This window comes from Candidatus Omnitrophota bacterium, assembly GCA_028716565.1.
Lineage (GTDB): Bacteria > Omnitrophota > Gorgyraeia > Pluralincolimonadales > Pluralincolimonadaceae > Pluralincolimonas.
The window spans coordinates 26,198-44,769 of record JAQUPL010000002.1 but is presented as its reverse complement, the minus strand read 5'-3'; the positions used below and the strand labels follow the sequence as shown (position 1 = coordinate 44,769).

Below are 18,572 nucleotides of genomic sequence, written 5' to 3'. Positions count from 1 at the left end.
CGGCTGCCCGATCTTCGCGCTTAAAGTATTCAAACGCGCTCCGCCGAGTCTACCAGTATATTTACGTTGTTCTTGAGGACTTCAAGTATGCCGGTGCTTTTGCACTTGAATACCGTAGGCTGCTCCGACGTATCTTTAATTGTTATCTTCCCGGGGATGATGTTCGCAATAAGCGGGGCATGGTCGACCAGTACCCCGAAATAGCCCCCCTCTCCCGGCGCCACAAGGGAGGATATCTCGCCCTCGAATATCGTCTTTTCGGGAGTAGTAATGCTTATTTTAAATAATTTTTCAGCCATCAGCCGTTCATGCGCTTTCGCGTTTTAATTGCTCGCCCTTCTCGATCGCTTCCTCGATAGGCCCTACCATGAAGAACGCCTGTTCCGGCACATCGTCGAGTTTGCCCTCGAGTATCATTTTGAACCCCTTTATCGTGTCCGCGAGCTTTACGTATTTGCCTTTGATGCCGGTGAACGCCTCGGCGACGAAGAACGGCTGGGAGAAAAATTTCTGTATCTTCCTGGCGCGGGCGACCGTCAACTTATCCTCTTCGGAAAGCTCATCGATACCGAGTATGGCTATGATGTCCTGCAGGTCTTTATACCTCTGAAGGACCTTCTGGATATTCCTTGCCGTATTGTAGTGGTCTTCGCCGAGTATCCTCGGATCGAGTATCCTCGAGGTCGAGTCGAGCGGGTCGACCGCAGGGTATATGCCGAGGTCGGATATCTTGCGCGAGAGGACCGTTGTAGCGTCGAGGTGCGAGAATGTCGTTGCCGGGGCCGGGTCGGTCAGGTCGTCGGCCGGGACATATATGGCCTGCACGGAAGTGATCGAGCCGCGCTTGGTCGAAGTGATCCTCTCCTGGAGTTCGGCCATCTCCGTGCCGAGGGTCGGCTGGTAGCCTACGGCAGAGGGCATGCGGCCGAGGAGAGTAGAGACCTCTGAGCCGGCCTGTACGAACCTGAATATGTTATCGATGAACAGGAGGACGTTCATGCCCTCCTCGTCGCGGAAATACTCTGCCATCGTCAGGGCCGAAAGGCCGACGCGCAATCTCGCCCCGGGCGGCTCGTTCATCTGCCCGAAGACGAGCGCGGTCTTTTTGACGACTCCGGATTCGTTCAGTTCGAGCCAGAGGTCGTTTCCTTCCCTCGTGCGTTCGCCGACTCCGCCGAAGACAGATACGCCGCCGTGCTCGGTCGCGATACTTCTGATAAGTTCCATGACTATAACGGTCTTGCCGACGCCGGCGCCGCCGAACAGGCCGATCTTGCCGCCTTTCGGATAAGGCGCGAGCAAGTCGATCACCTTAAGCCCGGTCTCGAGCATCGACGATACGGTAAGCTGCTCCTCAAAAGAGGGGGGATCCCTGTGTATGGAGTATCTCTTCTCCGGGTTCGGGAGCGCGCCTTTATTGTCTATGGGCGTGCCGAGGAGATTGAATATCCTCCCCAGGGTCTGCTCGCCGACCGGGACGGTTATCGTATTGCCGGTATCGAGCGCCTTCATTCCCCGGACCAAACCATCGGTCGAGGCGAGGGCGATACAGCGGACCGTGTCATTGCCGATATGCTGAGCGACCTCGAGGGTAAGGCCTATATTCCTATCCTTATCCTCGATCTTTATCGCGTTTAATATCCTCGGCATCTGATGTTCGGGGAACCTTACGTCTACGCTCGGACCTATTACCTGTATGACTTCGCCGTATGCCATTTATTTATCCTTTCAAAGCTTCGGCCGTTGTCGCGACCTGGAGCACTTCACCTGTTATAGAGGCCTGCCGCGCCTTGTTCCTCAGCATGGTAAGGCTGTCGATCAATTCGACTGCGTTATCAGTCGCCGTCTGCATGGCCATCATCCTTGCCGAATGCTCGGAAGTGAACGCATCGAGCAGTATCAGCCTTGTCTTGACTGAAACGTATCTTGGTATAAGGTCTTTTAATATTTTTTCCATGCTCGGTTCGGCGATAAACTCTATCTCGCCTTCCCTTGCGGCGCGCTCCTTCGGTTCCGCCGTCCCGGCACCCGGAGGAGCAGGGACGATGTTAAGGAGTTTCCTTACCCTCGTGTGGTATCTCATCGCCGACCCGAAATGCGTGTGCGCAATATACACTTCATCGGCCTCCCCGCTCAGGAACATCCCGGTGAGGGCGTCCGCTATCTCATCGGCCGTCTCGGGGGAGTAGCGGCCATGAAGCCCGATATAGCTCTTCGCGATCTTCACGTCGCGCTTTGCGAAATACGCGAAACCCTTGCGCCCGATGGCGACAAGTTTGATCTTTTCCTTGCCGTGCTGCTCTATGAAATCTTCCGTGACGCGAATGATGTTGTTATTATATACGCTGCATAGCCCGCTGTCCGAGGTGATCAAGCAGATCGCGAGATTTTTCTTCTCGGCCCTATCCTCGAGGAGGGGATGCGTCCCCAGTTCCTCGGGCTTAAGGCTTGCGATGAGCTTCTGGAGTATCGAATCGAGTTTCAGGTAATAGGGCCTTCCGATATAGAGCATATCCTCGCTTCTCTTGAATTTAGCCGTAGAGACCATCTGCATCGCGCGCGTTATCTTCTTCGTGCTCTCGACGCTTTTTATCCTTCTCTTTATCTGCCTAAGTGATAGTATCATTTCTTACCAGCGGCTCGGAAAACTGGTTCTTGAATTCCAGTATGGCCTTGTCGAGTTTTTTTGTCAGCGCGTCGCTAAGCTCTTTCTTGGTTTCTATCTCGTGCTCGACGTCCGGGTATTTCTCGCCCATGAACTTATAGAAACCCGACTCGAACTTCTTGATCCAGTCTAGCGGCATATCGTCGAGATAGCCCTTTGTCCCGGCGTAGATTATCATGACCTGCTTTGATAAGGGGAGGGGCTCGTACTGGCCCTGCTTCAGTATCTCGGTCATCCTTTCCCCGCGCGTAAGCTGAGCCTGGGTCACTTTGTCGAGCTCCGAACCAAACTGGGCGAAAGCCACAAGTTCGCGGTATTGCGCCAGGTCTATCCTCAGCCTTCCGGCTACGCCCTTCATCGCCTTCGTCTGCGCCTTGCCTCCGACGCGCGATACCGAGAGCCCGACGTTTATGGCCGGCCTTACCCCTGCGTAGAAGAGGTCGGCCTCAAGGTATATTTGCCCGTCGGTGATGGAGATGACATTCGTAGGGATATAGCTTGTTATGTCGCCGGCCTGCGTTTCTATGAAAGGCAGGGCCGTAAGCGAACCTCCGCCGAGATCATCCGATAGTTTCGCGGCGCGCTCGAGAAGCCTGGAGTGGAGATAGAAGATGTCCCCCGGATACGCCTCGCGGCCCGGCGGACGCCTCAACAGGAGCGAGAGCTGCCTGTAAGCCTGCGCGTGTTTTGAAAGGTCGTCATATATCACAAGCGCGTGTTTACCGTTATACATAAACTCCTCACCGATAGCGCATCCCGCGTACGGAGCCAGGTATTGCAGCGGGGCAGGGGCCTCTGCCGGCGAGCTTACGATCACCGTATAATCCATGGCCCCATATTTAGCCAGCGTTTCGGCCACCGAAACGATGGTGGAAAGCTTTTGCCCTACGGCGACGTATATACAGTATATATCCTTGTCTTTCTGGTTTATTATCGTATCGACGGCGATAGCGGTCTTTCCTATTTGCCTGTCGCCGATTATAAGTTCGCGCTGCCCGCGGCCTATGGGTATCATCGAATCGATGGCTTTTATCCCGGTCTGGAGCGGTTCCTTTACCGGCTGGCGCTGGATGACGTTCGGGGAATGCCCTTCGACAGGCCTGAATTTGTCAGTCACGACAGGCCCCTTATCGTCTATAGGATTTCCCAGAGCGTCGACTACGCGCCCGACAAGCGCCTTGCCGACGGGCACCTGCACGATCTTTCCCGTCCTCTTGACGGTATCGCCGTCTTTTATGGTCTCATCGGAACCGAAGATGACGACGCCAACGCTCTCTTCCTCAAGGTTGAGGACCATGCCCATGATCCCTCCAGGCAGTTCGACGAGCTCGCCGGCCATTACATCGTCGAGGCCGTAAACACGGGCGATCCCGTCCCCGACCTGGAGCACCGTGCCGACGGACTCCATCTTCATCTTCGACTTGAATTTTTCCAGTTCTTTCCTGATCACTGAAGCGACTTCTTCGGGTCTTATCGCCATATTATTCTACCTTGCTCTCCATTAGATATTCCTTTAATTCGTAGAGTTTCCTTTTCACCGAGCCGTCTATGACGATATTGCCTACGGTCGCCTGCACCCCGCCGAGGAGGCCGGGGTCTATCGCTATCTCAAATTCAAGTTTTTTCTCGAATTTGCCCTCGAGCCTGTCCTTGATCATCCGGACTATATCCTGCGGCAGCGGCTTCGCGCTTTTTATTACGGCCTTCTCTATCCCCATCTCGCGGCGATAGAGTATCTTCGCCTCGTCGGCGATATCGACTGCTTCTTCGCTGCGGCGTTTCTCGATTATCAATTTTATGAAGTCCCGCGTCTCAATAGAGAGGATGGACTTGAAGGCAGCATCCACGAATCCGGATTTCTCCGCGCAGGTTATCTCAGGGTTCTCAAGGAATTTCGAAAGCTCCGGGTTCTCGTTCAAGATTTCCCCGAAAGAGATTATCTCCTCGAGGCCCTTTTTCGTCCCTATCGTATCCTTGGCGAAGGCGAGGAACCCATCGGCGTATCTTCTCGCGACTGCCCTGTCACTCATTTGACCTTCTCGAGCTCATCAAGGAAATCAGAGGCGAGTTTTTTGTCCTTTTCGCCGGTGATCTTCTCCTTTAGGAGTTTCTCGGTCGTGCCGAGCGTAAGCTCGACGACCCTTTCCTTCAATTCCTGCCTGGCCTTTAAGACCTCATTCTCTATATTTTCCTGCGCCTTGTCCAGGATGGCGCGCGCTTCCTGCCGCGCGTTCTCCCTTATCTCCAGGGAGAACTGCTTCCCCTCGTTTATGGCCTCCTGTATCCTGGCGCGGGACTCGGACTCGATATCCGCGAGCTTCTTGCCGTAGTCGGACCTCATGCGCTCGACCGCGGCCTGCGCATCCTCGATCTTCTTGAACTCCGAGGCGATCCGCGCGCGCCTGTCGTCGAGCAGTTTGAGCAGTTTCTTCCACGCGAATACGCGCAGAAGGGCCATGAGCAGAAGGAAACTTATTATCTGCGCGACTATCTCATTAGTTGTAAGCAGCTTTAATAGGTCCATCTCTTGATCTGCTAGATCTTTCCGAGAAGAGAGAAAGAGAGCACCAAAGCGTAGATCGTCAGGGCCTCGATAAGCGCGCAACCGGCGATCATGTTGATTAGTATCTTCATAGACGCCTCAGGCTGCCTCGCCGTCGCCTCCATTGCCGCAGCTACGGCCTTTCCGAGAGCGATGGCGGAACCGAACGCCGCGATCGCCAGCCCTATCGGGACGGAGATCGAAAGCATAGCCTTGTAGTCCATTACCTACCTCCTTTTTAAATGAGGCCATAAGTTGCGGCGCAACAGCGGCGTAACTTATAAGGCCGAATTTAATCCCGCCTTCAGCGGGAATCGTTACTATTCTTCGTGGTGCGGCATCACTAACGCGAAATATACGGTGGTCAGCAGGCTGAAGACTACCGCCTGCATGATCCCGCTCAATATGACCAAAAGCATGTTGAAGAGAAATAACGGCACTCCGCCGATACCGAATTGCGCCGACACAGCCAGCAACATATCCTCGGCCCAGATGTTGCTGCGGAGACGTAATGCCAGGCTTACCGGTTTTACAAGTTCGGAAATTATGTGTATGAAAAAAAGGAGGACAGGAATAAAGACGGTAAAGGCTATTATCCCGCGCGGGTTGCCCATCAGGTGGTCTATGTACCCGAGCAGGCCGTTCTCCTTGATCGCGGTATATTGGACGTAAAGGAAGACGCAGAGCGCGAGCGCTACGGTCGTCGAGAGGTTCGCCGTAGACGACTTAAAGAACGGGATAAGCCCTAAGAGGTTCATGAAAAGGATATATATGAAGAGCGTCCCGATAAAGGGAGTGAACCTTTTCCCGTCAGGGCCGAGTATCCCGCAGACGAAATCATCCAGCCCGCCTACGATCATCTCCATGAAGAGCTGTAGCCTGCCCGGGATCATAGAACTCTTCCTCGAGGCGAAATAGGCGAGAAGGGAAATGACCGCGACTATTATCAGAGAGAATATCACATTCTCCCAGATAAGGAGGAAATGCGCGAAAGGAGTCCCCTCGAGCTTCTCGGCGAGAAGCCCCACGAAATTCTGCAGTTCGGGTTGTGCGGCGTGCGTTTCAGTCATGACGATTTTCCGACTTATTTGGTTTCGGGTCCGTCTTCTGGACCAGCTTCAATATCTTTATTATCTCCCTTATGCTCGTGAAGAAACCGAGCGCCATGCCGATAAGGGACAGGTAAGGCGCGTACCCGATCTTCTTCTCCAGGTAATCGCCCAGAAAGTACCCCGCAAGCGGGCCTGCGGCCAGGACGACGGGCACAAAGGAGAGAAGCCCCCAGATCTTGGTCCATTTGTAGAAATCCGCCTTCTTCCTGTCTTCGATCTGCATATTATAACACACCGGCAAGCATATTTTCAACCGAGGCTATTTTATCGTTTCCAGTATCAGCTTCCCGTTCGCTACATCCATCTTGATATTAAAGTTGTTCAGGAAAGACATACCCAAGAGCCCGTCCACTCCCGCTCCCGGCGGTTTGTCCGTTACGGCCGCCGCGACGTCATGGACCGTGGAATTCCCGACCCGGACGCTCTTTATCTTAACGACCTTGCTTTTGATGATACTGCCGTCGGCCAGCGTGAATTGCACGTCTTCCAGCGAATCGCTGGGATTTATCTCGAGCCTGTCGGCGATAGATCTCGTTATTACCACTACCGCAGCGCCTGTATCGACGGCCAGCAGGCAGGTGACCTCGCCGTTAAGCACGGCCTTTACCGTCATGCCATGGTTGCTTTTTGAGACGGCGATCGCGTCCCTGTTCAGGCCTTTTTGCAGGTCCGCGAGAGATATCCTTGCGGTCTCGAGGTAGAGGGATTCGTCGTCGGTAATCCCGCGTTTCTTGAAGTCTTCGGCCGTCTTATCCAGGTATATGCCGAAATCCCCGATCTCATTGCCGTACTCGGTTATCGCCTTCCAGTACGCGTTCTGGTATTCCGACAGCCTTGGGTTCATCTTGTTTAGTTCTTCCGACAGGGCCGAGATCTTGACGCCGGCCGCATTAAGCTCGGTTATCAGGCTGTTATAGCGCGGGACATCGCTTTTTGGGTCCATCCCGCTGACCTCCGCGTTCTTCCTGTCGAAATCCGACCTCATAGACCTGAATTTATCGGAATCGTCTTCCAGCCTTTGTTTCAGCGAATCGAGCTGTCGCTTGGCGCCGTCGACTTTTTTCCTGTCCTCGGCCATAGTCCTTAATTTTTGCGCCATCTCCTCCAGCCCCGGCGGCACAAAGGTCCCTCTTTCGATGGCTGCCTTCCTGAAGGAAGCGTCCAGGGCATAGTTTTCTTTTTCGCCGGCTTTACGGACAGACTCTATCTCTTTTTTTTGTATACTCATCGTTCCCATGCCTATCTGGAGAGTGATCGAGGTATCGTCCTCCTGCCTGATTATGCCTGACAGGTTGCCGCCCTTCTTAAGTTTTACGGAGTCAGCCCCGGCAGAAAGAGGAAGAGAAATGAAAATAAGCAGGATGAGAACAAAAAAACGCTTTTTTTCCATCACGTCTCCTAAAGTAACGACGCGGATATCCAGCCGATAAAAAGGCCGGGGAAGAGGCCGGCAACGATGATCCCGATAAGGGCAATGATCAGGGCGAGTTTTACGGCCCCGGTCCCGGGCGTCGCGGGAACGGGCAGCACGGACACGTGCATCCCGGCGCGCGGTTCAGCCAGGTACATGAATTTGATTATCTTGACGTAATAATAAATGGCCAGGACGCTGTTTATCACTCCGGCGATCGCTAGGATATAGTACTTGGATTCTATCGCCGCGGCGAAGACGAGGAATTTACCGAAGAATCCGGCCAGCGGCGGGATCCCGGCAAGCGAGAGGAGGAAGACTGTCAGGAGGAACGCCAGGACAGGCTCCCGTTTCGAGAGGCCCGAGTAATCCTCGATGTAATCGTTCCCGAGCCGGTTCGATATGAGCGCCACGCAGCCGAACGCGCCGATGTTCATCAATACGTAAGCGAGTATATAGAACATCATGCCTTGTATCCCCAGAGCGGTCCCGACGACGAACCCTATCAATATGTAGCCGGCCTGCGCTATGGATGAATACCCGAGCAGCCTTTTTATATTTTCCTGGTTTATGGCAAGGATATTCCCCGCGGTCATAGTTATTATCGCGATGACAGAGACCGTCTCCGACCATCCGGGGAAGAGAGGGAAGAAGTTCTTGAGGAATACGCGAATGAGTATCGCGAAACCTATCGCCTTCGGCCCGGCGGATATTAACGCGGTCACCGGGGTCGGCGCGCCCTGGTAGGCGTCCGGCACCCACATGTGGAACGGCACAAGCGCGCATTTGAAACTCAACCCGGCGAAGATCAGCAGCAGCGCTATCGTCGAGGCGAAGATATTGACGTTCCCCGCTGCCAGGACCCGGCTTATCTCCGCGAGGTCGGTAGTGCCGAAGAGGCCGTATATGAACGATATGCCGTAAAGCATCACGCCGGTGGCGAGGGCGCCGAAGAGGAAATACTTCAGGCCCGCTTCGCTCGAGCGCCGGTCGGTCTTCAGGAATCCTACGAGGATATACGACATCAGAGAGACGGCTTCGAGAGCGATATATATCATAATGAGGTTATTGGAAGAGGCGGCTATCATCATAGCGACCAAGACGGAAAGGAGGAGGAAGTAATACTCGCCCGCGTCCTCATCGGAGAATGCCCTGTATCCCATCGATACGAGGATGACAAGGCCGACGACGAGAAATACGATCTCCTTAAAGAACTCGGAGAAGGAATCGTTGATCAGCATCCCGGAGAAGAGCGGGGATGTCGCCTGGTAGCTTTGCGGCATGAGCAGGATCGCGGCCAGTATTCCGAGCAGGCAGAACATGCCCAGCACAGCCCGCCTTTTTACGAAGAGCCCGACGATCAAGACCGCGACCGCAAACCCGGTCAATACGATCTCAGGAAAGAAATATTTAACGCTGAGGAGGACGCTCAAAACAGGGCCCCTCCGATATGCCGTATCAGGTTGATTATGGCCGGCGACTGGAAGTTGAGTATCAAGAGAGGATATACGCCGATGGCTATTATCACTATCATCAAAGGAGCAAGTGTAAATATCTCGCGCCTGTTTATATCGGTTATTTTAGACCATACCGGGTTGAGCGGACCCAGTAATACGCGCTGGATCATATAGAGGAAATATCCCGCGGTTATTATGATGCCGAGGACCGATATTACGGTTATCAGCCTGAACGCCGCGAAACCGCCTATCAGAGACATGAACTCGCTTACGAAGCCGCTTAATCCCGGCAGGCCGAGCGAGGCGAGTGTAAAGACCGTAAGTATCCCGGCGTAGACCGGCATCTTCGCGCCCAGGCCGCCGAATTTATCAAGGTCCCTGGTGTGGGCGCGGTCATAGAGGACGCCGACGAGAAGAAACATGCCGCCGGTTATCACGCCGTGGTTGAACATCTGCATCAACGCGCCGTTAAACCCGGTCACTGTCATGCTCGCGAGACCGAGCATCACGAACCCCATATGGCTTACCGACGAATATGCGACCATCTTCTTGAAATCCGTCTGCGCCATCGCCACGAATGCCCCGTAGACGATGTTTATCGCGCCGAGTATCGCGAACGGCAGGGCGAAGTATATCGCCGCATCCTTTAATATGGGGAAACTGATCCTGAAGAAACCGTACCCGCCCATCTTAAGCAGGACACCTGCGAGCAGGACGCTTATCGGAGTAGGCGCCTCTACGTGCGCGTCAGGCAACCAAGTATGGAAAGGGAATACGGGGACTTTTATCGCGAAGCCGAGATAGAAGCCGATAAATAGCGCTATCTGGAAACCTTTCGCCAGCGTGCTGCCGCTACCCGCGAGCTCGAGCATATTGAAAGTGTGCGGGTTCGACGTGAAATAAAGCGCCAGTATCGAAAGGAGCATAAATACCGAACCTGCCAGGGTATATATGAAGAACTTGATCGCCGCGTATTCTTTCCTCGGGCCTCCCCATATCCCTATCAGGAAATACATCGGCACAAGGACTATCTCCCAGAATGCATAGAAGAGAAAGAGGTCGAGCGCCAAAAACGTCCCGAGCATGCCGGTATTCAACAGGAGGTACAGGAAATAATACTCCTTCTGCCGTTCCTTTATTCCGTATGAGCCGATGCAGGCGAAGAAACCCAGGAGCGCGGTCAGGAATACGAGGCCGATGCTGATGCCGTCGACGCCGAGGTGATAGTTTATGTTTATCTGCGGTATCCATGGTGACCGCTCAACAAACTGCATCGCAAGGTCACCACAGTCGAATTTCAGGACCAGGGCGGCAGCCAGGACGAGCGCGAGGCCTGTCGCGGCCGTGGCTATGGTCTTTATCAGCCCGGTCCTCTCTTTCGGGATAAAAAGGATAAGCAGCCCGCCGAGAAGCGGCAGGAAGACTATCGACGTCAACAGGGGAAAGGGCATTCTAACCTCCTATCAATTTTATCAGTATGATTATCGCGAGCCCGAAGAACGCTATCAGTATGTAATTCTGCACGAGGCCGGTCTGCAGCCTGCGCAGTATCGCGGAGCAGAGCCACGTGATGTTCGCCGCCATATTTACTATCCCGTCTACGATGTAGAGGTCGAACCAGGACTGTATCCTGCTTACGACGACCGAGACATAAGCCGCGAGGTTTACGGCGCCGTCAACGACGTTAAGGTCGAATTTGGCGGCGGATTCTGCGAGCCGGAAGCAGGGCTTTATGAATACCGCCTCGTATATCTCGTCGATATAATATTTGTTCGAGAGGAGCCTGTAAAGGAAACCGAACCTGGCGCGGATGTCGGCCGAGAGTATCTTGTTGTTGAGTATATAGAAAGAATAGGCGAGGCCTATACCGATGACGGCTATCGCCGTCGATACGCCCATCGTGAGATAGTCGGGCTGGACCGGCCTGAAAAATCCGGCGAATACCGAAAATACGGCTAAGATAGCCAGCGGGATAGTCATCACATACGGCGATTCATGGGCGCGCATGCCGGGCCGCGCTTTACCGAATAACACGAGGAAGATAAGGCGGAAGATATAGAACGCGGTCATCAGGCTTGTCAGCGACGCCGCGGCGAAAAGGACCGGATGCCCCGTATTTATTATCTCGGACAGGAGTTCGTCTTTCGACCAGAAGCCTGAGAGCGGCGGTATTCCGGCGATCGCCAGGCCCGCGATTATCAACGTCGTGCCGGTTATTTTCATCTTCGGGAAGAGCCCGCCCATCTTGCGTATATCCTGGGTATGTATCGCAGGGTCACCCTCCACGTGTATAGAATGTATTATGCTTCCCGCGCAGAGGAAGAGCAGGGCCTTGAAGAACGCGTGGGTCATCAGGTGGAAAGTGCCCGCCTCATAGCCGCCGACTCCGAGGCCCAGCATCATAAGCCCAAGCTGGCTTATTGTCGAATATGCGAGGATGCGTTTTATGTCGTTATTGACCAGCGCGATCGAGGCGGCCATGAACGCCGTTATCGCGCCGACATATGCGACGGAGACCAGGGCGATATGGTGGGAGATGAACAGCCCGTAGCAGCGCGCGATAAGATATACGCCTGCCGCGACCATTGTGGCCGCGTGTATCAACGCCGAGACCGGGGTCGGGCCTTCCATCGCGTCAGGAAGCCACACGTGCAGGGGAAATTGCGCCGATTTCCCGACCGCGCCGCAGAATATGAGTATGCCTACGGCCGTGAGCGTGACATCGTTTATCGCCAGGCCCGCGAGGTCCCTGAAATAGAGGGTCTTTACCGAGAAGAAGAGGAGCAGTATGCCGACCAGGAGCCCTGTGTCGCCTATCCTGGTCGTTATGAACGCCTTCATGCCTGCCCTAGCGGCCGCGGGCCTCTCGAACCAGAACGATATCAACAGGTAGGAGCAGAGGCCTACGCCTTCCCAGAAGATATAAAGCATGACGAAATTATCGGCCAGCAGCAAGCCGAGCATCGAGCCCATAAAGAGCGACATATACGCGAAGAACCTCGAGTACCTCGCGTCATCGCGCATATATCCCATGGAATATATCTGTATGAGGGTCCCGACGATAGTGACGACCAGCAGCATCATGCATGTGAGCGGATCCACCGTTATCCCGAAATCGAGCGGGAGCCCGTTCAAGAAGATCCATTTCGCGACGGTATAAGAGCCTTCGCCGTTTAGATTCCCGATGAAAGTGACGGCCGCGATGGCCAGGGCGACAGACGAGGCGGCTATAGAGACGAGCGCGCTTGCCTTCTTGAGCCTGCGCCCGAAAAGGATGTTTATGGCAAAAGCCATGAACGGGAAGAGCGGTATAAAATGCGCGTATTTTACCATTTCAGCATATTTATCTTTTCGGTGAATATCGTCTTCATGTTCCTGTATACGGCGATCACGAGCACGAGGCCGACCACGGCCGATGCCGCCGCTATCGCAATGACGAATAACGCGAATATCTGGCCCAGCCCGTCAGGGCTGCCCAGGAACTTATTAAAGGTGATGAGGTTTATGTTTGCCGCGTTAAGGATGAGCTCGATAGACATCAATATACCGATGGCGGTCCTGCGGGTCAACGCGCCGTACAGGCCTATCGCGAACAATACTGCGCCCAATATAAGGAAATGGCTCTGGGGTATCATTCTTTCTTCACCTTTCCTATTACTATCGCCCCGACAAGCGCGGCGAGCAGGATAAGGGATATGACCTCGAACGGCAGCGCGTATACGGACATGAGCGACTTGCCTATCTCCTGGAGGGTCAGCGGCTGCGCCTGTACGAGCGCTTTCTTCCACGGCTCGCCTATTATGATGAATACAAAGAATGCACACATCATTATCGCGATCACTCCGCCTGCCAGGACCTGTTTGTTCGTGTGCCTTATCGACCTGTCGCCGATGTTCGCGGTCAGCATTATGGCGAAGAGGAATAATGTCACTATTGCGCCGACGTATATAAGGACCTGGACCACGGCCAGGAATTCCGCGCCCAGGAAGAGGTAGACACCGGCGACGCAGAAGAGGGAGACGGCCAAAAAGATCGCGCAATGGAAGATGTTGCGCGAAGTCACGACGCCGATGGCCGATATGACCGCGGCCGCGGCGATGATATAGAACGACGCCTGGACGATGAACCCTTGCGGCAGTCCGTAATTATTCAGCAGGTTATTTAACAGTTGGATGAGCCCACTCATCGTATTTCCCCGTATTTAAAAGGTCTATATGCGTTATCTTATCCCGGCCGTATACCGCTATCTCATACATCTTGTTCATATATATCGCCTGTGCCGGGCATACCTGGTCGCACATGCCGCAGAAACAGCAGAGCTCCATATTATATTTGAAGTGCTCGAACTCCTTTTTCTTCTCCGCGTTCTCTTTATGCGCGAGAGAAAGGCATCCCGTAGGGCATATCTTGACGCACATGTAGCACTTGATGCATTTTTCGATACGCAGGTCTACGAGACCGCGGTACCTATCAACCATCCGGAGCTTCTGCGTCGGGTATTGGATGGTGACCGCCTTCGAAAAGAGATTCCTCAATGTCACCAAGAGCCCCCTTATAAGGCTCCAGGCGCCGGTGATTATATCCTTGAAATATTTTATCATCTTAGCAATACCCATCCCGCGACCGCGAGGTTCGCGAACGCTATAGGCGTGAGCACCTTCCAGGCGAAACCCATCAACTGGTCGACGCGCACCCTCGGTAAGGTCCACCTGACCCACATCAAAACGGTTATGACGCCGTACGTCTTTATCAAGAACCATAATACTGGCGGCAAGAACGGCCCCTGCCATCCGCCGAGGAATAATGTCGCGGCGAGGGCGGAAACAATAAAAAGATTAGTGTATTCGCCGAGGAAGAACATCGCGAATTTCATCCCGGAATATTCCGTGTGGAACCCGGCGACCAGCTCCGACTCGGCTTCGGGTATGTCGAACGGCGTCCGGTTTATCTCTGCCGTCGCGGAGATCACGAATATGAGGAACGCCAGCGCCATATTCGGCTGGAAGACGAACCACATCCCTTTTTGCGCCTCGACAATCTTCTGCATCGAGAGGGTGCCGGCGAACATAGCCGCGGTCACCACCGATATTATCAGCGGGACCTCGTAACTTACTATCTGGGCGGCCGAGCGCATCCCGCCCAGGAGCGAATATTTATTGTTCGAGCCCCATCCTGCCATGAATATCCCGAGGACGCAGACGGAGGTGAGCGCAATTATATACAGGATGCCGATGTTCAGGTCACGCGGTATCAGGTCGATCCCGAACAAATTTCCAAATGGGATACAAACAAAAACCATTACTGACGGGACGACCGCGAAGAACGGCGCGAGCCACCAGACCGGCTTATCTACCCCTTCAGGCGTGATATTTTCTTTTAAGAGCAGTTTTATGACATCTGCTACCGACTGTAAGGCCCCGTGCCAGCCGACCCGCATCGGGCCGTACCTGGTCTGGATATGGGCCGCTACCTTGCGTTCCCACCATATAAGGAACATCGCCGATACCGCGATAAATCCGAGGACTACCGCGCCGACGACAATCATCACTATGAACGTAAGTATCGAGACCATTACCTGTCCGTATCTCCCACGACGATATCAAGGCTTCCCAGCACGCAGACGACATCGGCTACTTTTGCGCCTTTTACCAGTTCCGAAAGCACGGCAAGGTTAGAGAAGGAGGGGGAACGTATCTTCATGCGATAGGGAACGGCCGAACCGTCGCTTACGATATAAAAACCCAATTCGCCGCGCGGCGCCTCCGTCCTCATATATACTTCGCCGGGAGCTGGTTTTATTACGCGGCCGATCTTGACCGTGGGGTCGCCTTCCGGCAGCCCATCCAACGCCTGTTCGATTATGCGCAGGCTCTGTCTCATCTCCTCGATCCTCACCTTATACCTGTCCCACGAATCCCCGTTCGATCCCGTCGGAATATCGAAATTGAACCTGTCATAACAAAGGTATGGCTCATCCTTGCGCAGGTCCCATTTCACGCCTGAGGCGCGGAGGTTAGGGCCGGTCACGCTGTAATTTAGGGCTTTTTCTTTGGTGAGGACGCCTACGCCTTTAGTCCTCGCGACAAATATGGCGTTGGAACTGAACAGGTTTTCGAGGTCGTCTATCTTCGGTCCCATATATTTGACTATGCCCCTTATCTTCCCGCCCGCCCCTTTCGGCAGGTCGAACTGGACGCCGCCTATCCTCATATAATCATACGTAAGGCGGTTGCCGCACAGCTCGTCGAAGAGATCAAGTATCTTCTCGCGCTCGCGGAACCCGTAGAAGAGGGGAGTGGCGAACGCGCCGAGGTCCTGCGTGAAAGTCGTGATGCCGACGAGATGGCTGGCTATCCTCTGTAGTTCGGCGACGATGACGCGGATGTATTTCGCGCGCTCCGGTATTTCCGCCTTCATGAGCTTTTCTACGGCGAGGACATAGCCGAGGTTGTTCGTCATCGACGCGACGTAGTCGAGCCTGTCGGTATAAGGTATGAACTGGGTATAGGTGCGGTTCTCGGCTATCTTCTCCATGCCGCGGTGGAGATAACCGATATGGGTAATGAGGTCGACGACGGTCTCGCCGCTTAACCTGACCTCGAGATAGAGGACGCCGTGGGTCGAGGGGTGCTGCGGCCCCATATTGACCCAGAATTCCTCGGTCCTTAAGTTTTCCTTAACGGGTGTATTGTCCAATCGTCTGGATTGAGTATCCTTTTTAGGTCCGGGTGGTTCAAGAACTTTACGCCGAAAAGGTCGTATACTTCGCGTTCGAGCCAGTCCGCAGATCTCCAGATATGCGCGAGGCTCTCCGCGCTTAGATCGTCAAGCGTTAGCCTTGTTCTTAAGATCGTACAGGCATGCTTGTCCATTGCGTAAAAAATATAGACGAGCTCGATGCCGTCTTTCCTGTCAACGGCGGTAATGCAATGCAGGTCATTGAAACCCTCGTTTTTAAGGCGGCGGGCCGTTTCCAGGAGGGCCTCTTTTGAAATATCCACTTGTCTTCCGGTATCAGCGGGCACGTTTTTCCTTCCTGATCTTTTCCTGGAGTTTTATCAGCCCGAAGAGCAGGTTCTCCGGACGGGGAGGGCAGCCGGGGATGTAAACGTCGACAGGTATTCCCAGCGCCTCGGTCCCTTTGACCACGGAATATGTGTCGCGGTGGAAGATCCCGCCTGAGATCGCGCAATTTCCCATTGCGATGACGTATTTGGGCTCGGGCATCTGGGCGTAGATCCGTTTCATGCAGTCGCCCATCTTGGCGCAGATCGTCCCGGCGACTATCATCACGTCGCACTGCCTGGGGGATGCGCGGAAGACGCCGGCGCCAAAGCGGTCAATGTCGAACCGCGAAGCGCCTGCCGCCATCATCTCAAAAGCGCAGCAGGCAAGGCCGAAGGTCAAGGGCCACAGGGATGAGGCCTTACTCCATTTCAATACGTTCTCTCCGGTAGCAAGGACGATACCGCCGCCCGGAAATTTTTCTATGAGCCCCGAGGCAGGTATCTTCTCGATCACTGCCATTCGAGGGCTCCTTTCTTCCAGGCGTATGCGAGGCCGGCTATAAGGATGGCTATAAAGATTATCATCTCAACGAAGGCGACTATCCCAAGCTCGCGGAAGATGACCGCCCAGGGCACGAGGAAGAGGACTTCGACGTCGAAGACGACGAATATAAGGGCGATGAGGTAGTACCGGACGTTAAACTGTATCCACGAGCTGCCCTTTACTACTTCGCCGCACTCGTAGCAGGATCTCTTGGCCGGGTTGGGGTCGCGCGGCCTCAGGAACCAGGAGACGATAAAGGCCCCTGCCACAAAAACGATTCCGAAGAGGAGAAATAAACCTACGTATCCGTAATCCGCTATCATAATATGGTCTTAGGCTCCCTGGACTCTCTTGCTGGTCATGATAATGGCTGGCTTGTATGATTATACAAAATACAGGGTCATGATGTCAAAGATATAAATGCCCGTCCCGCCCGTAAATAATCCTTGACAAGCCGGGGGTATGTGCTATAATTACTCCCGTAGTAAATAAAAGATTAGAAATCCTATACCGCAACGGTTGGTGATAATTCTAGCCTTGCGGTTTTTTTCTGTCGTTATTTACTATAATTCAAGAGGAAAGGAGGTTAGTAAATAATGGCAAAAGGTAAGGTAAAGTGGTTCAGCGACCAGAAAGGTTACGGATTCATTACTCCTGAGAACGGCAAGGATGTATTCGTACATCACAGCTCGATCCAGGGTGAAGGTTATAAATCTTTAACCGAGGGACAGGAAGTCGAGTTCGAAGTCGAAAAGGGTCCCAAGGGTGAGCAGGCTACGAAAGTAGTAAAGCTCTAATCCCAGAGAAACCAAACGAATAGGGGGCGCATTACTGAAAAGTAAAGTGCCCCCTTTCTTGTTACCGGGCCTTGTTTTTTGTCCGATAAACGTGTAGAATACGGGCGATGGCAAAATTTAAACTCCAAAAGAAGACGCTTGTCTACGACGGCAGGATAGTGCGCCTCGTCGTAAGCGACGGGTTGATTAGGGGCCGCAAGGCGAGGTGGGAGGTGGTCCACCATATCGGCTCTGTCGGAATAATCCCGTTCCTCACTAAAGACAAAGTCGTGCTGGTCGAGCAATTCCGTTACGCAGTCGGCGAAAGGCTCCTTGAGATACCGGCCGGCACACTGCACAAAGGCGAAGCCCCTCTCTCGGCGGCCAAGAGGGAGATACAAGAGGAGATAGGTTACGCGGCCGGCAGGCTCGAGAAGATCAATATATTCTACCCTTCGCCCGGCGTCACGGATGAGTTTGTGATAATTTACAAGGCGACAGGCCTCAGGCCCTCCAAGCTCGCGGCTGATTTCGACGAGGACATAAAGGTAAGAACGGTGAAGCTTTCGGACGCGTTAAGATATATAAAAGAAGGCAGGATAAGGGACGCGAAGACGATAATCGCGCTCTTACTTGCCGCGGAGAAGGGATGAAAGACGAATTTAACCTGGTTAGTATAATAGATGAAGCGGCTAAAAAGGACCCGCGCTACGACGGGGAGGCCTATTTCTTCGTCCTTAAAGGGCTTAATTTTACGGTGGCAAAACTCGATAAGCCCCGCCATGTGACAGGGCGGGAGCTCTCCGATGGCATGCGGCTTTACGCGGTGGAACAGTTCGGCCCGATGGCCAAAAACGTCCTCGAGCACTGGGGCATCACCCGGACGGAAGATTTCGGGAATATCGTATTTAACCTTATAGAAGCGAAGCTCCTCGCCAAGACCGAGGCCGATTCGATAGAAGACTTCAAGGATGTCTACGACTTCAAGAAGGCATTTACCCGCCCGGTGGAATACAAGATAGAATAGAGGCATTCAGGTTGAAGATTTCCCAAAAAAA

General features: G+C 53.7%; 24 protein-coding genes. 3 read left to right on the top strand and 21 right to left on the bottom strand.

All coding sequences use genetic code 11. The features are described from left to right. Positions 1–29 precede the first annotated feature (29 nt). The 21 genes from atpC to ndhC all read right to left on the bottom strand — a co-directional run bounded on the left by atpC (position 30) and on the right by ndhC (position 17,061). Positions 30–299, bottom strand: a complete 270-nt coding sequence (gene atpC, locus PHO67_03425; protein MDD5546199.1) for an ATP synthase F1 subunit epsilon — start codon at positions 297–299, stop codon at positions 30–32. Positions 300–306: 7 nt separating this feature from the next. Beyond that, positions 307–1,716: a F0F1 ATP synthase subunit beta gene (gene atpD, locus PHO67_03420; protein MDD5546198.1), complete on the bottom strand. Its 1,410-nt coding sequence runs from the start codon at positions 1,714–1,716 to the stop codon at positions 307–309. Positions 1,717–1,720: 4 nt separating this feature from the next. Beyond that, positions 1,721–2,626, bottom strand: coding sequence for an ATP synthase F1 subunit gamma (gene atpG, locus PHO67_03415; GenBank protein MDD5546197.1), 906 nt, complete (start codon positions 2,624–2,626; stop codon positions 1,721–1,723). Beyond that, complete coding sequence (atpA, locus tag PHO67_03410; GenBank protein MDD5546196.1) at positions 2,610–4,145, bottom strand: F0F1 ATP synthase subunit alpha; 1,536 nt, start codon at positions 4,143–4,145, stop codon at positions 2,610–2,612. The genes atpG and atpA overlap by 17 nt, the downstream gene beginning before the upstream one ends. A 1-nt stretch (position 4,146) precedes the next feature. Continuing rightward, positions 4,147–4,695: an ATP synthase F1 subunit delta gene (atpH, locus tag PHO67_03405; GenBank protein MDD5546195.1), complete on the bottom strand. Its 549-nt coding sequence runs from the start codon at positions 4,693–4,695 to the stop codon at positions 4,147–4,149. After that, positions 4,692–5,189, bottom strand: coding sequence for a F0F1 ATP synthase subunit B (gene atpF / locus PHO67_03400; protein ID MDD5546194.1), 498 nt, complete (start codon positions 5,187–5,189; stop codon positions 4,692–4,694). The genes atpH and atpF overlap by 4 nt, the downstream gene beginning before the upstream one ends. An 11-nt stretch (positions 5,190–5,200) precedes the next feature. Beyond that, positions 5,201–5,431, bottom strand: a complete 231-nt coding sequence (locus PHO67_03395; protein ID MDD5546193.1) for an ATP synthase F0 subunit C — start codon at positions 5,429–5,431, stop codon at positions 5,201–5,203. 96 nt (positions 5,432–5,527) lie between these two features. After that, positions 5,528–6,277, bottom strand: a complete 750-nt coding sequence (atpB, locus tag PHO67_03390; GenBank protein ID MDD5546192.1) for a F0F1 ATP synthase subunit A — start codon at positions 6,275–6,277, stop codon at positions 5,528–5,530. Next, positions 6,270–6,542, bottom strand: coding sequence for an AtpZ/AtpI family protein (locus tag PHO67_03385; protein ID MDD5546191.1), 273 nt, complete (start codon positions 6,540–6,542; stop codon positions 6,270–6,272). The genes atpB and PHO67_03385 overlap by 8 nt, the downstream gene beginning before the upstream one ends. A gap of 36 nt (positions 6,543–6,578) precedes the next feature. Beyond that, positions 6,579–7,709 (bottom strand): TIGR02281 family clan AA aspartic protease, encoded by a 1,131-nt coding sequence (locus PHO67_03380; GenBank protein MDD5546190.1) that lies wholly within the window; start codon positions 7,707–7,709, stop codon positions 6,579–6,581. 8 nt (positions 7,710–7,717) lie between these two features. Next, positions 7,718–9,163 carry an NADH-quinone oxidoreductase subunit N gene (locus tag PHO67_03375; protein ID MDD5546189.1) on the bottom strand — a complete coding sequence of 482 codons (1,446 nt, stop codon included), beginning with the start codon at positions 9,161–9,163 and terminating at the stop codon, positions 7,718–7,720. After that, positions 9,160–10,638 (bottom strand): NADH-quinone oxidoreductase subunit M, encoded by a 1,479-nt coding sequence (locus PHO67_03370; protein MDD5546188.1) that lies wholly within the window; start codon positions 10,636–10,638, stop codon positions 9,160–9,162. The genes PHO67_03375 and PHO67_03370 overlap by 4 nt, the downstream gene beginning before the upstream one ends. A gap of 1 nt (position 10,639) precedes the next feature. After that, positions 10,640–12,520 carry an NADH-quinone oxidoreductase subunit L gene (gene nuoL / locus PHO67_03365; protein ID MDD5546187.1) on the bottom strand — a complete coding sequence of 627 codons (1,881 nt, stop codon included), beginning with the start codon at positions 12,518–12,520 and terminating at the stop codon, positions 10,640–10,642. Next, positions 12,514–12,822, bottom strand: coding sequence for an NADH-quinone oxidoreductase subunit NuoK (gene nuoK / locus PHO67_03360; protein MDD5546186.1), 309 nt, complete (start codon positions 12,820–12,822; stop codon positions 12,514–12,516). The genes nuoL and nuoK overlap by 7 nt, the downstream gene beginning before the upstream one ends. Then, entirely contained in the window at positions 12,819–13,373 is a 555-nt protein-coding gene (locus PHO67_03355) for an NADH-quinone oxidoreductase subunit J (protein MDD5546185.1), read from the bottom strand. The genes nuoK and PHO67_03355 overlap by 4 nt, the downstream gene beginning before the upstream one ends. Further along, on the bottom strand, positions 13,345–13,788 hold the full coding sequence (locus PHO67_03350; GenBank protein ID MDD5546184.1) for a 4Fe-4S dicluster domain-containing protein: 444 nt from the start codon (positions 13,786–13,788) through the stop codon (positions 13,345–13,347). The genes PHO67_03355 and PHO67_03350 overlap by 29 nt, the downstream gene beginning before the upstream one ends. Continuing rightward, on the bottom strand, positions 13,785–14,759 hold the full coding sequence (gene nuoH / locus PHO67_03345) for an NADH-quinone oxidoreductase subunit NuoH (protein ID MDD5546183.1): 975 nt from the start codon (positions 14,757–14,759) through the stop codon (positions 13,785–13,787). Before nuoH ends, PHO67_03350 begins: the two co-directional genes overlap by 4 nt. Beyond that, entirely contained in the window at positions 14,759–15,829 is a 1,071-nt protein-coding gene (locus PHO67_03340; protein MDD5546182.1) for an NADH-quinone oxidoreductase subunit D, read from the bottom strand. The genes nuoH and PHO67_03340 overlap by 1 nt, the downstream gene beginning before the upstream one ends. Before the next feature lie 23 nt (positions 15,830–15,852). Then, positions 15,853–16,212 (bottom strand): NADH-quinone oxidoreductase subunit C, encoded by a 360-nt coding sequence (locus tag PHO67_03335; protein MDD5546181.1) that lies wholly within the window; start codon positions 16,210–16,212, stop codon positions 15,853–15,855. After that, complete coding sequence (locus PHO67_03330) at positions 16,202–16,714, bottom strand: NADH-quinone oxidoreductase subunit B (GenBank protein ID MDD5546180.1); 513 nt, start codon at positions 16,712–16,714, stop codon at positions 16,202–16,204. The genes PHO67_03335 and PHO67_03330 overlap by 11 nt, the downstream gene beginning before the upstream one ends. Next, positions 16,705–17,061, bottom strand: a complete 357-nt coding sequence (gene ndhC, locus PHO67_03325; protein ID MDD5546179.1) for an NADH-quinone oxidoreductase subunit A — start codon at positions 17,059–17,061, stop codon at positions 16,705–16,707. The genes PHO67_03330 and ndhC overlap by 10 nt, the downstream gene beginning before the upstream one ends. Before the next feature lie 273 nt (positions 17,062–17,334). Here ndhC and PHO67_03320 point away from each other — a divergent pair, with 273 nt between their 5' ends. From PHO67_03320 to PHO67_03310, 3 genes are all read left to right on the top strand, one after another. Continuing rightward, positions 17,335–17,535: a cold-shock protein gene (locus PHO67_03320; GenBank protein MDD5546178.1), complete on the top strand. Its 201-nt coding sequence runs from the start codon at positions 17,335–17,337 to the stop codon at positions 17,533–17,535. Positions 17,536–17,642: 107 nt separating this feature from the next. Further along, entirely contained in the window at positions 17,643–18,167 is a 525-nt protein-coding gene (locus PHO67_03315) for an NUDIX hydrolase (protein MDD5546177.1), read from the top strand. Next, positions 18,164–18,541 (top strand): hypothetical protein, encoded by a 378-nt coding sequence (locus PHO67_03310; GenBank protein MDD5546176.1) that lies wholly within the window; start codon positions 18,164–18,166, stop codon positions 18,539–18,541. The genes PHO67_03315 and PHO67_03310 overlap by 4 nt, the downstream gene beginning before the upstream one ends. Positions 18,542–18,572 lie beyond the last annotated feature (31 nt).